The organism is Mesorhizobium sp. WSM4306 (assembly GCF_007003975.1).
Lineage (GTDB): Bacteria > Pseudomonadota > Alphaproteobacteria > Rhizobiales > Rhizobiaceae > Mesorhizobium.
Map to the genome: position 1 here is coordinate 131523 of NZ_VFTC01000016.1, position 21805 is coordinate 153327.

23 protein-coding genes and 1 pseudogene are annotated in these 21805 nt (G+C 62.7%); 1 reads left to right on the forward strand and 23 read right to left on the reverse strand.

What is annotated here, in order from left to right; all coding sequences use genetic code 11:
* Positions 1–79 precede the first annotated feature (79 nt).
* From rpsO to FJV77_RS19625, 11 genes and pseudogenes are all read right to left on the reverse strand, one after another.
* Complete coding sequence (gene rpsO, locus FJV77_RS19575; protein ID WP_006202929.1) at positions 80–349, reverse strand: 30S ribosomal protein S15; 270 nt, start codon at positions 347–349, stop codon at positions 80–82.
* A gap of 200 nt (positions 350–549) precedes the next feature.
* Entirely contained in the window at positions 550–1644 is a 1095-nt protein-coding gene (corA, locus tag FJV77_RS19580) for a magnesium/cobalt transporter CorA (protein ID WP_142868405.1), read from the reverse strand.
* 44 nt (positions 1645–1688) lie between these two features.
* On the reverse strand, positions 1689–2654 hold the full coding sequence (gene truB / locus FJV77_RS19585) for a tRNA pseudouridine(55) synthase TruB (RefSeq protein WP_142868406.1): 966 nt from the start codon (positions 2652–2654) through the stop codon (positions 1689–1691).
* The gene (gene rbfA / locus FJV77_RS19590) at positions 2654–3070 is read right to left on the reverse strand and encodes a 30S ribosome-binding factor RbfA (RefSeq protein WP_142868407.1); all 417 of its coding nucleotides are present in this window, start codon (positions 3068–3070) and stop codon (positions 2654–2656) included. The genes truB and rbfA overlap by 1 nt, the downstream gene beginning before the upstream one ends.
* A gap of 97 nt (positions 3071–3167) precedes the next feature.
* Entirely contained in the window at positions 3168–3722 is a 555-nt protein-coding gene (locus tag FJV77_RS19595) for a hypothetical protein (protein WP_142868408.1), read from the reverse strand.
* 9 nt (positions 3723–3731) lie between these two features.
* Positions 3732–6296: a translation initiation factor IF-2 gene (gene infB, locus FJV77_RS19600; RefSeq protein WP_142868409.1), complete on the reverse strand. Its 2565-nt coding sequence runs from the start codon at positions 6294–6296 to the stop codon at positions 3732–3734.
* Positions 6293–6943, reverse strand: coding sequence for an RNA-binding protein (locus FJV77_RS19605; protein WP_112566403.1), 651 nt, complete (start codon positions 6941–6943; stop codon positions 6293–6295). Before FJV77_RS19605 ends, infB begins: the two co-directional genes overlap by 4 nt.
* 38 nt (positions 6944–6981) lie before the next feature.
* On the reverse strand, positions 6982–8577 hold the full coding sequence (gene nusA / locus FJV77_RS19610) for a transcription termination factor NusA (RefSeq protein ID WP_142868410.1): 1596 nt from the start codon (positions 8575–8577) through the stop codon (positions 6982–6984).
* A 50-nt stretch (positions 8578–8627) separates the two neighbouring features.
* Positions 8628–9260 carry a ribosome maturation factor RimP gene (rimP, locus tag FJV77_RS19615; RefSeq protein WP_112566409.1) on the reverse strand — a complete coding sequence of 211 codons (633 nt, stop codon included), beginning with the start codon at positions 9258–9260 and terminating at the stop codon, positions 8628–8630.
* Between the two features lie 254 nt (positions 9261–9514).
* The gene (locus FJV77_RS19620; RefSeq protein WP_142868411.1) at positions 9515–9793 is read right to left on the reverse strand and encodes a type II toxin-antitoxin system RelE/ParE family toxin; all 279 of its coding nucleotides are present in this window, start codon (positions 9791–9793) and stop codon (positions 9515–9517) included.
* Positions 9790–10036 (reverse strand): annotated as a pseudogene (locus tag FJV77_RS19625) (CopG family ribbon-helix-helix protein). Before FJV77_RS19625 ends, FJV77_RS19620 begins: the two are co-directional and overlap by 4 nt.
* Positions 10037–10250: 214 nt before the next feature.
* Here FJV77_RS19625 and FJV77_RS32445 point away from each other — a divergent pair.
* Positions 10251–10415 carry a hypothetical protein gene (locus FJV77_RS32445; protein WP_185970381.1) on the forward strand — a complete coding sequence of 55 codons (165 nt, stop codon included), beginning with the start codon at positions 10251–10253 and terminating at the stop codon, positions 10413–10415.
* Between the two features lie 45 nt (positions 10416–10460).
* On the opposite strand, the gene FJV77_RS19630 is transcribed toward FJV77_RS32445, so the two are convergent.
* From FJV77_RS19630 to tsaB, 12 genes are all read right to left on the reverse strand, one after another.
* Positions 10461–11162 carry a tRNA (guanosine(46)-N(7))-methyltransferase TrmB gene (locus FJV77_RS19630; protein WP_142868412.1) on the reverse strand — a complete coding sequence of 234 codons (702 nt, stop codon included), beginning with the start codon at positions 11160–11162 and terminating at the stop codon, positions 10461–10463.
* A 20-nt stretch (positions 11163–11182) separates the two neighbouring features.
* On the reverse strand, positions 11183–12448 hold the full coding sequence (gene metK / locus FJV77_RS19635) for a methionine adenosyltransferase (protein WP_142868413.1): 1266 nt from the start codon (positions 12446–12448) through the stop codon (positions 11183–11185).
* Positions 12449–12652: 204 nt separating this feature from the next.
* Complete coding sequence (locus FJV77_RS19640; RefSeq protein WP_112566421.1) at positions 12653–13072, reverse strand: helix-turn-helix domain-containing protein; 420 nt, start codon at positions 13070–13072, stop codon at positions 12653–12655.
* A 137-nt stretch (positions 13073–13209) separates the two neighbouring features.
* Positions 13210–14802, reverse strand: coding sequence for an apolipoprotein N-acyltransferase (gene lnt, locus FJV77_RS19645; RefSeq protein WP_142868414.1), 1593 nt, complete (start codon positions 14800–14802; stop codon positions 13210–13212).
* An 86-nt stretch (positions 14803–14888) separates the two neighbouring features.
* Positions 14889–15359 carry a VOC family protein gene (locus tag FJV77_RS19650; RefSeq protein WP_142868415.1) on the reverse strand — a complete coding sequence of 157 codons (471 nt, stop codon included), beginning with the start codon at positions 15357–15359 and terminating at the stop codon, positions 14889–14891.
* Between the two features lie 10 nt (positions 15360–15369).
* On the reverse strand, positions 15370–16461 hold the full coding sequence (locus tag FJV77_RS19655; RefSeq protein ID WP_142868416.1) for a hemolysin family protein: 1092 nt from the start codon (positions 16459–16461) through the stop codon (positions 15370–15372).
* Between the two features lie 28 nt (positions 16462–16489).
* Complete coding sequence (ybeY, locus tag FJV77_RS19660; protein ID WP_142868417.1) at positions 16490–16996, reverse strand: rRNA maturation RNase YbeY; 507 nt, start codon at positions 16994–16996, stop codon at positions 16490–16492.
* A gap of 18 nt (positions 16997–17014) precedes the next feature.
* Positions 17015–18007 carry a PhoH family protein gene (locus FJV77_RS19665; RefSeq protein WP_235984004.1) on the reverse strand — a complete coding sequence of 331 codons (993 nt, stop codon included), beginning with the start codon at positions 18005–18007 and terminating at the stop codon, positions 17015–17017.
* A 135-nt stretch (positions 18008–18142) separates the two neighbouring features.
* Positions 18143–19552, reverse strand: a complete 1410-nt coding sequence (miaB, locus tag FJV77_RS19670) for a tRNA (N6-isopentenyl adenosine(37)-C2)-methylthiotransferase MiaB (protein ID WP_142868418.1) — start codon at positions 19550–19552, stop codon at positions 18143–18145.
* A 75-nt stretch (positions 19553–19627) separates the two neighbouring features.
* On the reverse strand, positions 19628–20428 hold the full coding sequence (locus FJV77_RS19675) for a 1-acyl-sn-glycerol-3-phosphate acyltransferase (protein ID WP_142868419.1): 801 nt from the start codon (positions 20426–20428) through the stop codon (positions 19628–19630).
* 28 nt (positions 20429–20456) lie between these two features.
* A complete protein-coding gene (gene rimI, locus FJV77_RS19680; RefSeq protein ID WP_142868420.1) occupies positions 20457–20951 on the reverse strand; it encodes a ribosomal protein S18-alanine N-acetyltransferase in 495 nt (164 codons plus the stop codon).
* On the reverse strand, positions 20951–21628 hold the full coding sequence (tsaB, locus tag FJV77_RS19685; protein WP_142868421.1) for a tRNA (adenosine(37)-N6)-threonylcarbamoyltransferase complex dimerization subunit type 1 TsaB: 678 nt from the start codon (positions 21626–21628) through the stop codon (positions 20951–20953). Before tsaB ends, rimI begins: the two co-directional genes overlap by 1 nt.
* Positions 21629–21805 lie beyond the last annotated feature (177 nt).

A 21805-nucleotide genomic window follows, 5' to 3' on the forward strand; every position in this document is an offset into this window, starting at 1 on the left:
AACCGGGTCTGGCCAGTCGATGCGACTGGCAGAATGCGCGACCGGCGGGCTCTCCGAAGAAAGCCCGCCGGTCAATTCGTCAACGGCGCAGACCGAGCTTCTCGATCAGCGTCTGGTAGCGCGCGTCATCCTTGCGCTTGAGATAATCAAGCAGGCTGCGGCGCTGGGAGACGAGAGCGAGCAGACCACGGCGGGAATGGTTATCCTTCTTGTGGTCCTTGAAGTGGTCGGTCAGGTTCTTGATGCGCTCGGAAAGGATGGCCACCTGGACTTCCGGAGACCCGGTATCGCCCTTGGCGGTTGCGAATTCACCCATCAATTCCTGTTTGCGCTCGGCAGTAATCGACATCGTGTTTTTCCTTATCTGTTTGAGGAAACGGGTCGCCCACAGCCGGGATGTCGTCCAGCAGGGGCCGTGCATGCAAAGCGTCAAGGCGCTATGCTGCGGCGCATATAGGGCAATTCCCCGGAAAACACCAGCCCAATTCACAAAGCCGGCTTTTCGCGGGCTTTTGCCCTGGAATCCAAGACTTTTCTGGCACCAGAAGCTTATAGCCACTTCTTCCGTTTGAAGAAGACGATCAGGCCGACAGCAACGGCCAGCATGAACAGCAGCGAAGCCGGATAGCCGTAATAGGCCTTCAGTTCCGGCATGTTCCATGGCGAGGTTTCGGGGTCGAAATTCATGCCCCAGATACCAACCAGGAAGGTGAGCGGCATGAAGATCACCGAGACGATGGTCAGATAAGAGATGACATCGTTGGTGCGCGCCTGGCTCAGCGACAGATGCATTTCAATCAGGCCGGTCAGCATGTCGCGCTGGTTCTCGACCAGTTCGATCAGCCGCAGTGCGTGGTCGAGCGTGTCATTGAAGAATATCTTCGTCTCAGCCTTCACATAGGGCACGTCGTTGCGGATCAGCGTCGCCAGTGCGTCGCGCATCGGCCACAGCACGCCCTTGAGCACATTGGCGTCGCGCCGCAATTCGTGCAGTTGCCGCATCTGATGCTTGTGCGGGGTGTTGAGCATCTCGTCTTCGATGCCGTCGACCTCCTCGCCCGCGGCCTCAATCGGCGGGAAATAGCTGTCGACGATGGAGTCGATGAGCGCATAGGCCAGATAGTCGGCGCCGCGCATCCGCAGCCGATTGGGCAGCGAGGCGGCAATGCGCTTGCGTACGGGATCGAACGGATCGCCTTCGCGCTCCTGGAAGGTGACAACGAAATTCCTGCCGAAGAACACCGCGATCTGCTCGTAGCGATGCACCTTGACGTCGTCGATCATGCGCATGACGACGAAGGCGTGATCCTCGAAGAAATCGACCTTCGGCCGCTGGCCGGTGTTGACGACATCTTCCAGAGCCAGCGGATGCAGGTTGAAAATCCGGCCGATCTCCTCGATCAACTGGATGTTGGCCAGCCCGGTGCAGTCCAGCCAGACGACCGGCCAGTTGTCGCAATGGGTGTTGAGATCATCGATGCTGGCCTTGTCGATGGTCTTGAATTTTTCCGGCGAGATCAGCGTCAGCCGGAGCTCGGAGCGGCGCGCCGCCGGATCGGCGATCAGCGTGCCCGGCGAGGCGCCGACCGGCGGCCGCCGCGTTTTCACCGGCACCCGGTTTTTCACCGCCTCAGCCTTTGCCATCTGCCCCTCGGATGTAACCTCGAAGTGAAACTAGACGAGAGTGGTCAGCCGGCAAAGACCCGCTTGGGCTTGAACATGCCTTGCTCGATGGCGCCGATGGCGACCAGCTTGCCGCGCGCGGTGGCGCAGGCTTCCTCGGCTTCCACGGGCGCGTCGCGGCCGCGGATGATGACCGGATTGCCAAGCCGGATTTTTGTCGCCGCATCGTCGCTGATGGCGATCTGCGGCAGGCAGTCGAGCGCGGCCGCAGTATCGACAAGCAGCGCATCGATGGCGCCGAAGTCGATCGGCGCATCGACAACATCGGCGTCGCCGTCAGCTTCGCGCTGTTCGCCGAAACGGGCGGCCTCCAACTCAGCGACGGTGACGAAATCTTCCTGGGTGAACGGTTCTACCTCAACCCGGCGCAATTCGGCGATGTGGCCGAAACAGCCGAGGTCGCGGCCCATGTCGCGGGCCAGCGAGCGCACATAGGTGCCCTTGCCGCATTCGACCTCGAAAAGGGTGCGGTCGGCAGCGTGTTCCACAATATCGAGGCGGCCGATTTCAATCTCCCGCGCGGGTATGTCGACCGTCTCGCCCTCGCGGGCGAGGTCGTAGGCGCGTTCGCCCGCTATCTTGATGGCTGAGAATTGCGGCGGCGTCTGCATGATGACGCCGGTGTATTTCGGCAGCAGCGCCCTGACGTCGGCCTCGGCCGGACGCCGGTCGGAGTTTTGCGTTACCGGACCCTCGAGGTCGTCAGTAGAGCGCTCCTCGCCCCAGGCGACGGTGAAACGATAGATCTTGGCGCCGTCCTGGACGTAAGGCACGGTCTTGGTGGCCTCGCCGAGCGCGATCGGCAGCATGCCGGAGGCCAGCGGATCGAGCGTGCCGGCATGGCCGGCCTTTTCGGCCTGGAACAGCCATTTGATCTTGGAGACGGCTTCGGTCGAGCCCATGCCGACCGGCTTGTCCAGCACCACCCAGCCCGAAATCGGCCGCCCTTTCTTCTTGCCGCGGCGCCCCACTATTTCTCGTCCTTGTCGTTGTTGTCTTCAGGGCCGAGATCGCGGGCGACTTCGGGCGATTTCAGGAGATCGTTGATCCTGGCGAAATTGTCGAATGACGTGTCGAGCTTGAAGCGAAACTCAGGCATGAACTTCATTTGCCGGAGCGCGCCGGAAACGCGGCCCCGGACGAATTTTGCATGCTTGTTGAGCGCGTCGATCACCGCACCGGTATCCTTTGCGCCGAGCGGCGAGACAAAAGCAGTGGCAACCTTCAGGTCGGGCGACATGCGCACTTCCGACACAGACACCACGGCGTTTTCGATCACCGGATCAATGATCTCGCCGCGCTGCAAGGTTTCCGACAGCGCATGGCGAACCTGTTCGCCGACGCGCAGCATGCGCTGGGATGGCCCAGCATTTGACGATTTTGGCATGAAAGCTTCTCTCTCAGTGCGGGTTCGAACCGCCTCAAACCGCTGACTTAGCGCCATTGGCCGCACTTGGCTACCCCATCAAGTACGCCGGCTTGCCTTAGTGCAATGTACGTGGCTCAGTCTGCTCCGCTGTTTGCACTATCTGGCTTGAATTCATGACGGACACGATGTTGTCGTACTGAACTCTCATTTCATTTTCGGTCCCAAAGGCCTTCTTCGGAATTAGCCAAGCATCTTGCTGCGTTATCAGGCCGATGCCGAATTCGGTCAAAGTAATCTTCTCTACAGCACTCCAGCCTGTGTGACTTTCCGAGTCCGTGACCAGCTTCGAAATCCCAGCTTGATTGACCCGGACAAGGGTTGGCCGAGGATCGAATTGAGCAGCCTTTTCTTTTCTCGAGAATATCAGCCGAAGGTTGGCCATGATTCCTGCAACGATAGTCATCATCCCGACAAGACCGGCAAGTCCGGCAAGCGCCCCGGAACGGTCAAGGACATTGGTGGCAAGCACAAGCGGAATGCCTATCAGGAGGCAGTACGATAAACGCCTCAAGCCAGCGAGCCGATTTTCGTCTCGCTGTTTCGAATAGACTCCTGAAAAGTCGTCAGGCGACAGAACAAAGCGATATTCGAGGCTTGGTTCTGTCTCCATATGCCGACACTACAACGTCCGGGTCACCATCTCGACGCGGAAGCACTCGATGATGTCGCCGACGCGCATGTCCTCGTAGTTCTGGAAGGCCATGCCGCACTCCTGACCGCCCGGGACTTCCGCAACTTCGTCCTTGAAGCGCTTGAGCGTCTTCAGCGTGCCTTCGTGGATGACGACGTTGTCGCGGATCAGGCGTACGCCCGCACCGCGCTCGACCTTGCCTTCGGTGACACGGCAGCCGGCGATCTTGCCGACCTTGGTGATGTCGAAGATCTCGAGGATCTCGGCATTGCCGATGAAGGTCTCGCGACGTTCCGGCGAAAGCAGGCCCGAAAGCGCTGCCTTCACGTCATCGACGAGGTTATAGATGATCGAGTAGTAGCGGATCTCGATACCGGCAGCCACAGCGGCAGCACGTGCCTGCGCATTGGCGCGGACATTGAAGCCGATGATGGCGGCGCCCGAAGTCTCCGCCAGCGACACGTCGCTTTCGGTGATGGCGCCGGCGCCGGCGTGAACGATGCGTGCACGCACCTCGTCGGTGCCGAGCTTGTCGAGAGCAGCGCTGATCGCCTCGATCGAACCCTGCACGTCGCCCTTGATGACCAGCGGGAATTCCTTCAACCCGCTCGTCTGCAACTGCGACATCATCTGTTCCAGCGAGCCGCGCTGGCCGGCATGCTTGGCCACCGCCTTCTCACGGGCCAGACGCTGACGATACTCGGTGATCTCGCGGGCGCGCGCCTCGTTGTTGACGACGGCGAAGCGGTCACCGGCCTGCGGCGTGCCCTGCAGGCCAAGCACCTCGACCGGCATAGCCGGCGGGGCTTCCTTGACCTGTTCGCCACGGTCGTTGACCAGCGCGCGCACCCGGCCCCATTCGTTGCCGGCGACGAGAATGTCGCCCGGCATCAAGGTGCCGGTCTGCACCAGCACGGTGGCGACGGGGCCGCGGCCCTTGTCGAGCTGGGCTTCGATGACGACGCCCTCGGCGGTGCGGTCCGGATTGGCCTTGAGGTCGAGAATTTCGGCCTGCAGCAGGATCGCCTCGAGCAGCTTGTCGAGATTGGTGCCCTTGGTCGCCGAGACTTCGACGTCCAGAACTTCACCGCCCATCGATTCGACGAACACTTCATGGCGCAGCAGTTCCGAACGCACCTTCTGCGGATCGGCGCCGTGCTTGTCGATCTTGTTGATCGCCACGATGATCGGAACGCCGGCCGCCTTGGCATGGCTGATCGATTCGATCGTCTGCGGCATGACGCTGTCGTCGGCCGCCACCACCAGGATGGCGATGTCGGTGGCCTGGGCGCCGCGGGCGCGCATCGCCGTGAAGGCGGCGTGGCCTGGCGTGTCGATGAAGGTGATCTTCTGACCGTTCTTCTCGACCTGGTAGGCGCCGATATGCTGGGTGATGCCGCCGGCCTCGCCGGAGACGACATTGGCATTGCGGATGGCGTCGAGCAGCGAGGTCTTGCCGTGGTCGACATGGCCCATGATGGTTACGACTGGCGGCCGCGACACCAGGTCCTCGGCATTGTCGGCGATGTTGAACAGGCCTTCCTCGATGTCGGACTCGGCGACGCGGCGGACCGTGTGGCCGAATTCGGTGGCGACCAGTTCGGCCGTGTCGGCGTCGATAATGTCGCCCGGCTTCAGGATCTGGCCCTGCTTCATGAAGTACTTGACCACATCGACGGCGCGCTCGGACATGCGCTGCGCCAGTTCCTGGATGGTGATGGTTTCGGGCAGGATCACTTCGCGCATAACCTTCTCGCGCGGCTCATTGTGCATCGCGCGCTTGAATTTTTCCTGGCGGCGACGCATCGACGACAGCGAGCGGGCGCGCGCATCTTCGTCGGAAAGCGCCGTGTTGAGGGTCAGCTTGCCGCGACGACGGTCTTCCTCGGCCTTGGTCGGCTTGGCCGGACGCGCCACTTCGGGCGTGACCGGACGGCGAACCGGTGCCCCGACGCCGGTGCGTTTCGGCTTGACCTCTTCCTCGTCATCGACCGTCGCCAGTTCGGCGGCCAGCGGCGCGCGACGGCGCGCCTCTTCCTCGGCACGGCGGCGGGACTCGGCCTCGGTCTGCAGACGAGCTTCTTCCTCGGCCTGACGGCGCGCGGATTCCTCGCGCTCGCGCTTGCGGCGCTCCTCGTCCTCAGCGCGGCGCTTGGCGTCTTCGGCGGCGCGCTGGCGATCCTCGACCTCGCGAACCTTGGAGCCTTCGAGCGCCCTGCGCCGGGCTTCCATTTCGCCACGCGACAATTCGTTCAGCACCATGCCGCTGCGTTCGGCCGGCGGCGGCGGGGGCGGCGCCTTGGGCGCTTCCTGCACCACGGGGGCTGCCACAACCGCTGGCTTGGGCGTCAAAACGGGTGCAGCCACCGGCTCCGGCTTGTCGCCGGGCATGGAGAATTTGCGCTTTTTGATCTCGACCTGGACCTGCTTGGTGCGGCCATGCGAGAAATTCTGGCGCACGACGCTCTGCTCGGTACCGGGGCGCTTCAGCGTCAAGGTCTTCTTCGGTGTAACACTCAACGTCTTGTCGTCGCCCGATTTCGTATCGCTCATTCCATATCCTCTGCAGCATCATCTTCGTCAGCAACGGCCGCAAGCATTGCCAGATCGTCGGGGGTTCCGCCCCGATATCGGTCGAGCGCAACCATGCGCTTCTCAACCGCCTTGCCCGCGTCTCCCGCGAGAACGGCAGCATGTATCACATTTGTGCCCCCCAATGCCAAGCTCAACTCGGCCTCGGAGAAAAGTTTGTAGGCAAGGACTGCAGGCCCGCCGAGGTGGACAGTTGCCCGCCGCGCCTGGCTGATCTTGCGCACGCCGTCGTCGGATGCTTCGGTCGCGTGGAGCACGAAAAGCGCCAGTCCACTGCGCACCGCGCTCTCGACCTTGGTGGCGCCGAGAGCGATTGCGCCGGCCTTGCGAGCAAGGCCGAGCATGCCCAGAGCGGATCGTGCAAGCAGTCCGTCGACCATGCCGCCGAGATCGGGCGGCACGGTCACTTGCGCCTTGAAGGCGCGGGCAAACAGGTTCTTCGCCGCCGCCTTGTCGATATGTAGGCGGTCGGCGCTCACCCAACAACCACGGCCGGGCAGGTTTCTCTTGATGTCCGGAACGACGGCCGAATCCGGGCCGACGACGAAACGGATCAGCTCATCCGGCTCGGCTTGCCTGCGGGTAACGATGCAGGTGCGATCGTTCATCTCGTCCTGGGGCGGGTTGTGTGCGATGCGGTTTCACCTCACGCACCAACAGCTTCGTCAGCCGGGACCTGTTCGGCTGCAAGCTCGTCTTCGGTGATCCAGCCGGCCTTGAGGCGGGCTGCCAGAACCATCTGCTCGGCATCAGTGCGCGACACGCCGTGATTGGCGAGCACGCCCGGATAGACCTTGGTCTCGCCGTCCTTGCGTTCCTTCCAGCCGGTGAGGTCGTCGGCGGCATAGCCGGCGAAATCCTCGATCGTCTTCACGCCATCCTCGCCGAGCGTCACCATCATGGCGGTGGTAACGCCGGGGATTTCGCGCAGCTCGTCGGTGACGCCCAGCGCCTTGCGCTTCTCGTCATGCTCGGCTTCGATCTTCTCCAGATATTCGCGGGCGCGGGTCTGGATCTCCGAAGCGGTGTCTTCGTCGAAGCCGTCGATCGAGGCGATCTCGCCTGAATCGACATAGGCAACTTCCTCGACGCTGGTAAAGCCTTCGGAGGCCAGCACCTGGCCGACCATTTCGTCGACATCGAGCGCTTCCATGAACAGCGACGAACGCTCGACGAATTCCTTCTGGCGGCGTTCGGATTCCTCGGCCTCGGTCAGGATGTCGATATCCCAGCCGGTGAGCTGCGAGGCAAGACGCACGTTCTGGCCGCGGCGGCCGATGGCCAGAGACAGCTGGTCGTCGGGAACCACCACCTCGATGCGCTCGGCATCTTCGTCGAGCACGACTTTGGCGACTTCCGCCGGCTGCAGCGCATTGACGATGAAGGAGGCGGCCGAAGGCGACCACGGAATGATGTCGATCTTTTCGCCCTGCAATTCGCCGACCACCGCCTGGACGCGGCTGCCGCGCATACCGACGCAGGCGCCGACCGGATCGATGGATGAGTCACGCGAAATGACGGCGATCTTGGCGCGCGAGCCCGGATCGCGGGCGACCGACTTGATCTCGATGATGCCGTCGTAGATTTCCGGCACTTCCATGGTGAAGAGCTTGGCCATGAACTGCGGATGGGTACGCGACAGGAAGATTTGCGGGCCGCGCTGTTCGCGGCGCACGTCGTAGACATAGGCGCGGACGCGGTCGCCATACTTGTAGTTTTCGCGCGGGATCAGCTCGTCGCGGCGGATAATCGCCTCGCCACGGCCGAGATCGACGATGACGTTGCCATATTCGACGCGCTTGACGGTGCCGTTGACGATCTCGCCGATGCGGTCCTTGTATTCGTCATACTGGCGGTCACGTTCGGCCTCGCGCACCTTCTGCACGATGACCTGCTTGGCTGACTGGGCGGCGATGCGGCCGAAATCCATCGGCGGCAGCTGTTCGGCGATGAAGTCGCCGAGCTGGGCGTCGGGATTGCGCTCGCGCGCCGAGGAGATGGCGATCTGGGTGGCGTAGTCATCGACCTTCTCGACCACTTCCATCAGCCGCTGCAGCTTCATCTCGCCGGTGGTGGCGTTGATGTCGGCGCGGATGTTGGTTTCCTGGCCGTAGCGCGAGCGCGCAGCCTTCTGGATCGCATCGGCCATTGCGGCGATGACGATCGACTTGTCGATCGACTTTTCACGCGCGACCGCATCGGCGATCTGCAGCAGTTCAAGTCTGTTGGCGCTTACAACCATGTCTTTATCTCCCGAACTGGGTGCCGGAGCTTTGGCCGGCAGCTCAATCGTTATTCCTGTTCGTGTTCTTCCGTGGCGTCTTCGGAAACATCGTCTTCCGGCTCGCCGCGGCGTTTCTTGGCTTCCTTGCGTTCCCTGTTATCCTTCGACAGGGCGTCGCGGATGAGGTCGTCGGTGAGGATCAGCCGCACATCGGCGATCGCGTCATAGGGAACGCGCACCGTCGGCTCTTCGCCATAAGCGGCCTTGTCGCGCTCGATCAGCACATCGTCTTCGGCGGCTTCGGCAATCTTGCCCTTGAAGCGCTTGCGGTCGGCTACCAGCACTGAGGTTTCCATCTTCACCAGATGGCCGGTCCAGGTGACGAAATCCGACTTGCGCACCAGCGGCCGGTCGATGCCGGGCGACGACACTTCGAGATGATAGGCCTTTTCGATCGGATCGTCGACGTCGAGCGCCGGCGACACGGCGCGGCTGACCTCTTCGCAATCCTCGACGGTCATGGTGCCGTCCTCGCGTTCGGCCATGATCTGCAGCGTCAGCCCGTTCTGGCCCGACAGATGCACCCGCACGAGGCGGAAACCGATGCCGCGCAACACCGGCTGAACGATCAGCGCGATGCGCGCATCGATGCCGCTTTCGCGGATGATGCGGTCGTCGGCTTCGCTTGCCGTTGCAGTCATGCGGTTCCTGTCGTGCTCCAGATCAGATGAGGTTCGGTCATCCTGATCTATCTCTTTGCTGAGCATGATCTTTTCCGAAAACCGGTTCCCACTTTTCGGGATCATGCTCTGATGGCTGACCGGCAGGTAATAAAAAAGAGCGGGACCGGGTGGACCCACTCTTCGTCATACCGACCAAGAATTTGAGGCTGATATAGACGATCCCGGCCGGTGTTTCAAGTCTCGATGCCAGCGCCTGTCGTAACGGCCAATGCTTACAGCTGCCGCGGCCATTTCTGGGCCGCATGCATGACCGTGATGATCTCGATCTCGCGGCCCACCACCCGATACGGAATGAGGTACGGAATATCGGCCAGCACCAGCTCTCGCGTGCCCCTTATTCGCCCAACACGCCCCATCGCTGGTAGGCTGTCCGCCGCAGAGACGATGCGCGCGACTACCCGTGAAGCGGCGTTAGGGCTATCCTTTTCGACAAACGCACCAATCTGGTGGAGACGCCGCAATGCGCGAATCGTCCAGCGGACCTTGCTCATCGGCCGAGAGACGGCTTGACATACTTCGCCACGACTTCGGCCAACTCTTGTTCGCTTGCAAATTCACCGCGGTCGGCCTCGCCCAACCCAGCCTCGATTTCTGCAAGTTGCCATTCTTCCCTGGCAACGTAGTCTTCGATCGCCTGAGCCGCGACGTAGGAGCGGGAGCGGTCAACTTTACCCGCCAAGTGGGTCAAGCTTGGCTGCCGTCTCATCAGAGAGCCGTACCGTAAAAGCAGCCATCGGCGCCTCCATTCTGGTTAATATTGAAACCAATCTGGTTCACATTGAATGTGATGGAACCAATCCGGTTCGTCAATTGCTATAGACAGTCGCATTGCGCGGGGCGCATGCCGCCTATGCGGTAACGGCCCTGTGATTTCAGACGCCGCGTTCCTATCTATGTTGCACTGCACAAACCGAGATGGCGCGCGGTGGCGCGCGAAAGGTCAAGACAATGAACAACCGTACTGTGTTTTCCGCCATAGGCGACGCTTTTGCCCTCTTCGGCAGCGCCGTTGCTGCCTCGCGGGCCGTTGAAGTCGGCCGCAAGCCGCGCGCCAACGATTTGCGCCGGCTCGGCATGGACCCGACCGCTTTCGACAAGATCGGCCGTTTCTAAATCTGAAGCGGACCACGATGCCGGGACCGTTGGTCCCGCATCGGACTATTTCCTGACGAAGGTGAGATAGGCCGGCCGCCGGCCCTCGCGAATGGCTTTTGCCTCGTAGCGTGTGCCAGGCCAGCCTTCATAGGGCCGATGCCAGTCGGCCGCGTCCTCAGCCTGCCACAGGAGCGCGCCATGCGCCCGGCAGTGCAACAAGGTCCAATTAACATAGGTGTCGATGTCGGACGCGAAGTGGAATTTTCCGCCGGGCCTCAGAACACGCGCGAACCGATCGAGATTGAGCAGGCTGACAAAGCGCCGCTTCCAGTGCTTTTTCTTCGGCCAGGGATCGGGATAGAGCAGGTCGATGCCGTCGAGCGAGGCCTGCGGCAACCAATCGAGCAGGCGCGTGGCGTCATCATTGTGGACGCGAAGATTGGCGAGCGGCTTTTCCCGCACCGCCATCATCAGCTTGGCCATACCATTGACGAACGGCTCGACGCCGATGAAGCCGGTCGCCGGGGCCTCCATGGCCCGATGCAGCAGATGCTCGCCGCCGCCGAAGCCGATTTCCAGCCGAACCGCTGAAACGTCCGCTGCGAACAGCGTGCGCAAATCCGCCGGCGCATCGGTGGAGAGGTCGAGGCCATAGGCGCCAAGACCGCTTTCCAGCGCCGCCGCCTGCAGCGGGCGAATGGTCTTGCCATGCCGGCGGCCGAAGAACCCTTCGGTCGCCCGGCTCCGCCTTTCCTTTGGATCCATGGCCGGGTCGCGCGCCGCCCTCAGGCGGCGACCGCGTCCTTGAGTGCCTTGGCCAGATCGGTCTTCTCCCAGGAGAAAGACCCGTCGCGACCGGCCTTGCGGCCGAAATGGCCGTAGGACGACGTCTTGGCGTAGATCGGCTTGTTGAGGTCGAGGTGACGGCGGATGCCAGACGGCGACAGATCCATCACCGTGCGCAGCGCCTCCTCGAGCTTGGCTTCGTCGACCTTGCCGGTGCCGTGCAGGTCGACATAGACCGACAGCGGCTGGGCAACGCCGATGGCGTAGGAAAGCTGGATGGTGCAGCGATCGGCGAGCTTGGCCGCCACGACATTCTTGGCGAGATAGCGCGCCGCATAGGCGGCGGAGCGGTCGACCTTGGTGGTGTCCTTGCCGGAGAAGGCGCCGCCGCCATGCGGGGCCGCGCCGCCATAGGTGTCGACGATGATCTTGCGGCCGGTCAGGCCGGCGTCGCCGTCCGGGCCGCCGATGACGAACTTGCCGGTCGGGTTGATGTACCACATGCAATCGTCAGCGATCTTGAGGTCGCCGAGCGCCTCGCGGATATAAGGTTCGACGACCTTGCGGACCTTCTTGGAATCCCAGCTCGAATCGAGATGCTGGGTCGATAGCACGATCTGCGTCGCTTCCGCCGCCTTGCCGTCGATGTAGCGAACGGTGACCTGGCTCTTGGCGTCGGGACCGAGCTTGCCGGCCTCGCCGTTGTTTTTGTGACGGGCGGCTGCGAGCAATTCGAGGATCTTGTGGCTGTAATAGATCGGCGCCGGCATCAGGTCCGGCGTCTCGCGGCAGGCATAGCCGAACATGATGCCCTGGTCGCCGGCACCTTCTTCGCCCTGGCGGTCGGCGGCGTTATCGACGCCCTGGCCGATGTCGGGCGACTGGCCGTGCAGGAGAACCTCGATCTTTGCCGTCTTCCAGTGGAAGCCGGCCTGCTCGTAGCCGATCTCACGAATCGCCTTGCGGGCGACCGACTTGAACTTGGCCGGGTTGACGACAGGGTGGCCGGCGGCATCCATCAGGATCTTGCCAGCCTTGTCCTTCTTCAACAGTGTCTCGGGGACACGGACCTCACCAGCTATAACAACGCGGTTGGTGGTTGCGAGCGTCTCGCAGGCGACGCGGACTTTCCAGGGGTCCATGCCGGTCTTCTTGGCCTCGCGATAGACCAGATCGACGATCTCGTCGGAGATGCGGTCACAAACCTTGTCGGGATGACCCTCGGCAACGGATTCCGAGGTGAAGAAGTAGTTCTGCCGCGTCACGGGTGTCCCCTCTTGAAAAAACGATCGGCAGGGCTGCCGATTTTGGCGCGCCACGTGTTAACGGTGCCGGGCGCCGCTCGTCAAGCGGTGCCGCGGTTCTGGCATGAATGTCGCAGCAATATATCTTGTACCACCGGCGGCTTGGCGCCGCCGGCAGTCGAGCCCTTGGGCTACTCCGGCCAATGGGTCAATCGACGCACCGGATCACTCGGCATCTTCGGCAGAAAGGGATTTCACCAGATCAATGATCCGGCGGCGCACCTTCACATCCGCTATCTTGACGAAGGCGCGATTGAGCTGAAGTCCTTCCGGACTGCCGCAGAATTCGACGGCGAAAGCCATCGAAGCGTCCTCGGCAAATCCTCTGTTACCCACCGGCTCCTGCCCTGGCGCATCCTCGAAAAAGAAGGCGACAGGCACGCTGAGTATTGAGGCTATTGCCTGTAGACGGCTGGCGCCGACGCGATTCGTTCCCTTTTCATATTTTTGGATCTGCTGAAACGTAATACCGAGATTTTCACCCAGCTTTTCCTGGCTCATTCCAAGCATATTGCGCCGAAGCCGGACGCGACTTCCGACATGGATGTCGATCGGATTCGGTTTTTTCTTGTTTTCTTCTGTCATTTTTTCCTCGCCGAATTTTTCCGGCCTTTTCTATTTTTCTTGCCCAAACGAAGCCGGAGCCAACTGCCCCAACAGAAACACCAACCGACTTCGAGAAAATTAGGCGGGAACAGTATGAGTTTCTAATGTGTCGACTGTCAATTCACCCGTAGCCGTTGCCTTACGTTCAAGCCGAGGGCGATCACGGCAAACAGGAACATGATCAGCATTCCGTTAATGCGCCGTTGAGCGGCGGAGATGAAGGCCTGGCCGGAGATGGGCACTCGCACGTCGATCGCGCCGCGCGCATCGACCGCCAAGGCGTCGACGATGCGTCCGCGCGTATCGACAACGGCCGAAATGCCGTTGTTGGCGGCGCGCAACAGGGGCAATCCATTTTCCACCGCACGAACCTGCGCCTGCCTGAAATGCTGATACGGCCCGGGCGTGTCGCCGAACCAGGCGTCGTTTGTGACATTCACAATAAGCTGGGATGACGTAGCGTCAACTGCCACCAGATCCGGAAAGATCACCTCATAGCAAATAAACGGCAAGGCGCTTATGCCGCCGGGCAAGACGATCGGGTGGCGCTCATTGCCGGCAGCAAAGTTCATCGGCCCGGCAACCAATTGTTCGATGTCGAAGCGGCCGAGCAGACCGGAGAACGGCAGATACTCGCCGAAGGGCACCAGATGGACCTTGTCGACGGCGTCGGCAATCTCGCCCTTGTCGTCGATCGCCACCACGGAATTGTAGTAGCGGCTGCCGGTCTCGGCCCCCGATCCGCCCTCCTCGCGCACGACGCCGGCGATCAGCATCTGCCCGGGCTGCAGCATGTCGCCGAGCGCCGTCAGCGCATCGGGGTGTTCGGTGAACAGGAAGGGCACCGACGTCTCCGGCCACAGGATCAGCTGCGGCTTGTTATGACCGGGATCCGGCGCTGCGGCCGACAGGCCCATCATGGTGGCGAAGATGCGGTCGCGCACCGAAGCGTCCCACTTCTCGCTGAGATCGACATCCGGCTGCACAATGCGGACATCGAGATTGTGCGTTGCCGGCTTGTCGGGGGCCGCCAGTCTGAAATAGCCGAAGCCGGCATGGGCGGCGACGAGAGCGGCAAGCAATACCAGTCCGAGGCGCAGGTGCCTGCGCGCGGCGAGCAGAGCCGGCATTGCAAAGACAAAGACTGCCAGCGCGTTCATGCCGATCATGCCGGTCACCGACACGCTTTGCATCAATAACGGCACGGGCATCGCCGCATAGCCAACGGCATTCCAGGGAAAGCCGGTGAACAGGAAGCCGCGCAGCCATTCCGTCAGGCCGAAAGCAAAGGCAAGGGCGGCGATGCGGCCAATGTCGTTGGTCCATAACAGCCGCGCGACGACGGTGGCGAAGCCGTAGAAAAACGCCAGCGCCAAAGGAATGCCGACGACCGCGAAGGGCAAGGCCCAGGCGAAACTGTCGGCCTCGACCAGAAGCGCCTCGCCGATCCACCACAGACCGGCGAGGAAATAACCGAAACCGAACCACCAGCCGATGGCAAAGGCTGGCCGCAGGCGCCTGAGCCAGCTGTCGGAAGCCTCGCCGGTGGCGCCGTCGAGCAGCCAGACCAGCAGCGGAAACGAGACGAAACAGACGGCGAAGAAATCGTATGGCGCCTGGGCGAGCACCGCCAGCGCGCCGGCGAGAAACGCCACCGGCGCACGCCGCCAGCCCCAAAGCAGAATTATCCGGCCGGCCAGGCGCTCCATGCAGACTTCCCAAGTCGTGCGAATCAGGAGCCAAGATTTATCAGGCCGCGCGCCGTGCTCCAAACATCGACAAGCGCAATCTGATGTTACCGGTGCCAGCCTTCTATGCTCAAGCCGCTCAGCTGCTCGGCCTCCTCGCGCGGAACGGCGCGCAAGGTCTGGGTGAAGGTCCAGACATGACCTTCGGGATCGCGCGCCCGGTATTGCCTCTCGCCGTAGAACTGGTCGGCAGGCTGCTCGACAATCTCGGCTCCGGCCGCTCTCGCCCGTTCGCAATGCGCGTCCAGGCCGTCTTTCAGGCGCACACAGACCGACTGGGTGTTCTTGCCGCCGCCACTTGCCGGGCTGGCGACGTGATCGGCCCATTCGGAATCGACGATGATGTAGCCGTCGCCGAAACGCATTTCGGCATGGACCAGCCGTCCGTCGGCGTCGCTGACCACCATGCTCGGTTCGAAACCGAAAGCGGCTTCAAGCCAGATCAGTGCAGCCCTTGGATCCCTATAGAAAACCCCGGAACCGAACGTGGTGTGCTTGAACGGGTCCTCGACCGTCATGCGGCGCGAATCAGGCCTGCTCGGAGCGAGCGGTGGCGCGGCGGCGGCGCTCGCCTTTCTGATTCTGGACGATGCGCACGCGCTTGACGCGGCGCGGATCGGCATCGAGCACGTGGAACTCGAAGCCGGGTATCGCCTGGACCACTTCGCCACGCGCCGGCACGCGGCCCAGCGTGTTGAAGATCATGCCGCCAATGGTGTCGACATATTCGCCATGTTCGCCGGCGGTAAAGTCCTCGCCGATCATCTTGGCGACCTCGTCGATCTCAGCCTTGCCGTCGACGACGAAGACGCCCTCGCCGGTCTGGGTGATCAGCGGCTCGTCTTCGTCATGTTCATCTTCGATGTCGCCGACGACCATTTCGACGATGTCTTCCAGCGAGGCCAGGCCATCCGTGCCGCCATATTCGTCGATGACCAGCGCCATCTGGGTGCGCGTTGTCTGCATGCGACCCATCAAGTCGGAGGCAAGCATGGAGGGCGGCACGAACAGTACCGCTCGGATCAGATTGAGGTCGCCGATGGTGCGTCGGAGATCGACCTGGGCGAGGTCGAGAAGCGTCGTTGCCGGCGTCTTCCTCGATGTCCTGCCCTTCTTGACGCGGGCGACCTTGGTGATGTGCGCCAGCACGTCACGGATGTGGACCATGCCGCGCGGGTCGTCGAGAGTCTCGGAATAGACCGGCATGCGCGAATGGCCGGATTGCTCGAACAGGCCGAGCAGATCGCCCAAAGTCGTGGTGATCTCGACCGCCTCGATGTCGGCGCGCGGCACCATAACGTCCTCGACGCGCACTTCGCGCAGGCGCAATATGTTGTTGAGCATGGCGCGTTCGCCGGGCGAAAACGATTCGACATCGCTTGTCGTTTCGGCAAGCGCGCCGGCAATTTCCTCGCGCAGGCTGGTGCCGTTGCGCTGCCGGAACAGGCCCAAAACGCGGTCGAACAGGGACGGACCGGCAGGCGATGGCTCGCTGGCGATGCTACCAGAAGCGGGGCTGCCGGTGATGGTACTCGGACTCGATCCCTCTTCCGTCGTATCGGAAGGCTTGGTCGCACTGCCAGCCTCGGGGCGGGCGGCAGTTTCTGGTTTGTCGTTCATCGTCGTCCGGTCAATTGGTCTTTTGTCATTACGTGTAGGGATCGGGAATGGCAAGCCTTGCAAGCGCCGCGCGCTCGATGGCTTCCATCTCCTCGGCCTCTGCATCGGTCTCGTGATCGTAGCCCAGCAAATGTAGAAGGCCGTGGATGACGAGATGGGTGATATGGTTCTCGAAGGGCTTCTCTTCCAGGGCCGCTTCGCGCGCGACCGTCTCGGCAGCGAGCACGATATCGCCCAGCATCGGCGGCAGCTTGCCGCCCTTGGGGAACGGAAAAGCCGGGAAAGACAAGACGTTGGTCGCCTTGTCCTTGCCGCGCCAGCCAGCGTTGAGGGTGCGGATATGGGCATCGTCGGAAAAGACGATGCTTAGCTCCGAATGGCCGGCAGCAGCGGTTTCGGCAAAGGCAGCCGACACCGCGCGGCCGACCAGAAGGGTCAGCGCCGCCTCGTCGGGCCAATCGCCAGCATCGACCGACAGGTCGATCTCGACGGGGATCGAACTTTCCCCGCCGCCAGTTTTCATGTCTTCAGGCATGAGCCCGCATCGTCATGATCAATTCTCGGCGCCGAGGCCACGCGCCAGCTTGGCGTCGCGGTCATAGGCCCTGACGATTTCCGCCACCAGCGGATGGCGCACGACGTCGACATCGTTGAAGCGCACGGTTACCGCGCCGGCCACACCGTCGAGGACACGCAACGCTTCGACCAGGCCGGATTTGGTGCTTGGGGGCAGATCGATCTGCGTCGGATCGCCGGTGACGATCATGCGCGAATTCTCGCCAAGACGGGTCAAAAACATCTTCATCTGCATCGGCGTGGTGTTCTGCGCCTCGTCGAGGATGACTGCGGCATGCGCCAGCGTGCGTCCACGCATGAAGGCGAGCGGCGCGATTTCGATCACCTCGGCGGCAATGGCGCGTTCGACCTTGTCGGCCGGCATCATGTCATAGAGCGCGTCGTAGAGCGGCCGCAGATACGGATCGACCTTCTCCTTCATGTCGCCGGGCAGGAAGCCCAGCCGCTCGCCGGCCTCGACCGCCGGGCGCGACAGGATGATGCGCTCGACCATGCCGCGTTCGAGCAGCATCGCTGCATGCGCCACCGCAAGATAGGTCTTGCCGGTGCCGGCCGGGCCGATGCCGAACACCAGTTCCGAGCGCTCCAGCGCCCGCATATAGGCGTCCTGGTTGAGCGAACGGGCATAGATGGTCTTCTTGCGCGTGGAGATCTGGGCGGCGGAGACCTTGCCCTTGCGCTCCAGCGTCGGCAGCGTCAGCTGGTCGTCGGCGGCAATGGCCATGCGCACGGCGCCGTCGACGTCGGACTGGCCGATATCGGTGCCTTTCTGGAGAATGCCGTAGAGATTGTCGAGAGCGCGGCGCGCCTGCTCGGCCGCGGAGGCCGAGCCCTTGATGGTCAGCTGGTTGCCGCGCGAGCGGATATCGACGCCGAGCTTCTGCTCGAGCCGGGCCAGGTTCTCGTCAAACTGGCCGTACAGGGCGCTGGCAAGCTTGTTGTTGTCGAAAGTCAGAACGATGTGCGCCATGTCAGAGGCCCCGGATGTCTGGTTCTGGGGCAGGGTCTTCACTTCAGCAGCGCTCAACCGTCTCTCCTCATCTGCCGAGGGTTATGGCTATGCATGTCGTTGCCCCAAAACAGGACCACTTTTGGGCGACATGTATCAGGCCAACTCGGCGAACAGGCTATTGTAGCCCGTCTTCGTGATTCGCACCCGGATAATGTCACCGATTTCGCCGGCCTTTTCATCAACAATAACCGGCTGCAGCCAGGGCGAGCGGCCGACCTTCTGACCGACCTGACGGCCCGGCTTTTCAATCAGCGTATCGATGGTGCTGCCGACCAGGCTCAGGCCGAAATCCTGCTGCTGTTTCAGCAAGAGGGCCTGCAGCCGTTGCAAGCGCTCATCCTTGACCGCCTCCGGCACATGATCGGGCATATCGGCGCCCGGCGTGCCGGGACGCGGCGAATATTTGAACGAAAAGGCCGAGGCGTAGTTGACTTGGCGCACCAGTTCCATCGTCGCCTCGAAGTCGGCCTCGGTCTCGCCGGGAAAGCCGACGATGAAGTCGCCGGACAGAGCGATGTCGCCGCGGGCAGCGCGAATGCACTCGAGCAGCGCCAGATAGTCCCTGGCTGTATGCCTGCGGTTCATCGCCTTGAGGATGCGGTCGGACCCGGATTGCACCGGCAAATGCAGATACGGCATCAAAGCCGGCAGGTCGCGATGGGCAGCGATCAGTTCGTCGTCCATATCGCGCGGATGGCTGGTGGTGTAGCGCAGCCGCGCCAGGCCGGGGATCTCGGCCAACCGGAACAGCAGGCGGCCAAGCCCCCATTCCGTGCCGTCTTCGCCCTTGCCATGCCAGGCATTGACGTTCTGGCCAAGCAGCGTCACCTCGCGTACGCCGGCTTCGGCCAGCCGCTCGGCTTCGGCGACGATTTGCGCCACCGGCCGCGACACTTCCGAGCCCCTGGTGTAGGGCACGACGCAGAAGGTGCAGAACTTGTCGCAGCCTTCCTGCACGGTGAGGAAGGCGGTGACGCCGCGCTTGATGACCTCGGCGCGCTTCGGCTGCGGCAGGTGCTCGAACTTGTCCTCGATGGCGTATTCGGTCTCGACGATCTTCTCGCCGCCGCGCACCCGCGCCAGCACGTCCGGCAGCCGGTGATAGGTCTGAGGGCCGATGACAAGGTCGACGGCGGGCGAACGGCGGATGATTTCCGCGCCCTCGGCCTGCGCCACGCAGCCGGCGACGCCGATCAGCATTTCGCGCCCGGCTGCCGCGCGTTCGGCCTTCATGTCGCGGATGCGGCCAAGCTCGGAATAGACCTTTTCCGCCGCCTTCTCCCTGATGTGGCAGGTGTTGAGCAACACCAGGTCGGCCTCGGCGATGGTATCGGTCGCGGTATAGCCGTCGGCGGCCAGCGCATCGGTCATCCGCTGTGAATCATAGACATTCATCTGGCAGCCATAGGTCTTGACGAAGACCTTTTTGGCCGGGGCGGACGCCACAGCAGCGCTTTGTGCGGCACTATCGGCGTCGTTCCGCTCTATCGTGTTCAAATCCATCCGGCGGCTTCTACCGCCTTTCCGTGACAAAAAACAGACGATTCTCGGGATGCGCCTATAGGCGCACTGCCTGCGCTAGCGGCTCGGGAGGGGGTCGGCGAGTGCCGCCTGCATCATCGCGCGCACCCGGCTTTCCATCAGCCTGGACGTTTCCTTGCGGTTCGAGCCCTTGGAAAAGACGATTGGCTCGCCGAAATGCACCTCGACGTCGAGCGCGCCTTCGGCCATCAGCACCTTGAGATGCGGCATCAGATCCTGATCGCCGATCCAGGCAGCGATCGACCTGTGACGGCGGCCGAGCGGCACGCCGTGCACCCGTGTATAAGCGATCGCCAGCGGCTGGATGAAGACCTGTTCGGCCGCACCTTCCGAAATGGCCATTGAGGCGGCACCGAACAAGGTGCTCTTGAACGGCAGGATTGTGTTGCCGTCGCCGGTCGAACCTTCGGCAAACAGCACCATGGCATCGCCCTTGGCCATGCGGCTGGCAATTTCGCTGGCCTGGTCGCCTGCCGTGCGCTTGCGCTCACGCTCGATGAAGACTGTGCGCTGCAGCTTCGACAGCCAGCCGATCAGCGGCCAGCCTTCCATGTCCGCCCTGGCGATGAACGTCACATCGGCAAAAGAGCCGAGCACCATGATGTCGGCCCAGGAGATGTGGTTCGAGGCGACCAGCAGCGGGCGCTGGCTGGACAATTTGCCTTTGACGTGGATGCGCAAGCCGAGTGTGCGGACAATGAGCCTGTGCCAGACCTTCAGAATGACCGTCTCGCGCCAGATTCCGGTCTTCATTGACAGGAGTTGCAGCGGCACAAGCGCCAGCGAGCCGACGACAACGAGGCTCAGCGCCAGGAAGATCCTGATTTTTCCGATCATGCGGCTTGGCCCTGCCCCAAAACTTTGGCTAGCGAAGATCGCGGCGCATGACAAGCGCGCCGGTCGGGCCATGTTCCGTCGAGCGGTAATAGTTGGCGCGGTGGCCGACCTGGCGGAAGCCGAGCCGCCGGTAGAGGGCGATCGCCGCAACATTGGTCTCGTCGACCTCGAGGAACAGCGCCTCGGCGCGCTGCGCGTGCAGTTCGCGCAGCACCGCGTCCATCAACTGCCAGCCGAGGCCCTGGCGGCGATGCGAACGCGCCACCGCCACGGTCAGGATCTCGCCTTCGCCGGCAGCAAGCCTGGCCAGCACGAAGCCGACCGGCGGCTTGGCGCCATGGCCGATCTCACGCGCGGCATAGCCGAACACGGTGTCCTGCTCGAGCAGCGCGGCGAACTCACCATCGGTCCACGGCCGGACGAAATCCTCGCTATGCAGCACCGAGACCGCCGGGCTGTCGGCGATTGTCAGCGGTTCGAGCGCATAGTCCCTGCGGCGCGGCTGGAGGAAGGGAATGCGCATTATTTGTCCTGCCGCGATAAAATGAACCCCGCCTGCGGCTTGGCGTCGGCGCCGCGCAGATAAAGCGGTTTCGGCCTTTCCCCCTCAGGCTTGGCAACTGCCAGCCGGGCGTAGATCGCAATGTCGGCAGTGGCCGATGTCGGGCCGATATCGAAGATGCTTCCGACCGCCGCGGCGATCTGCTCAGCCGCCGTGCCGGCAAGCACCGGACGATTGTCCGCCGCCATTCCCGCGGATTGCGCTAGTGTGGTCACCGCCGGACCATAGCGCAAAATCGCTTCCGCATCGTAAAACGCGGCATGGATCTCCTCGCGGCCGGCGTCGAGCGCGGCCAGGACCGGGCGGCCGGGAAATGCCGCGCTTGCTTCAGCCGCCAACGCTTCCAGCGTCGTCACGCCGACCGCCGGGATTTTCAGCGCCAGCGCCAACCCACGCGCAGCCGACACGCCGACGCGCAAGCCGGTGAAGGAGCCGGGGCCGACGGAGACCGCGACGGCGCCAAGACCGGTATAGGAAGTCCCGGCCGCCTTCAGCGCCTGGTCGATGACGGCCATCAGGTGTTCGGCATGGCCCTTGCCGAGATCGAGTACCGAGCGGCCGAGCTCCTTGCCGGCCGCCGCGTCATAGACGCAGGCGGCGCAGAGATTGGCGGCACAGTCTATGGCGAGCAGTCTCATGGGCACCGGTTCGAAAAACAGTCTCCCTCTGCCCGCCATGGCGCGCCGCCGCAAGGGGAAAGTTAAGCGGCTTCGCTTCTGCGAGAGCCCTTTCCTTCTCCCCTTTGTTTGAACTGGGGACATCGCGAACAGGTGTGCGAGGACATCGCGAACAGTTTTGCGCGTTTTGCGCGAGGG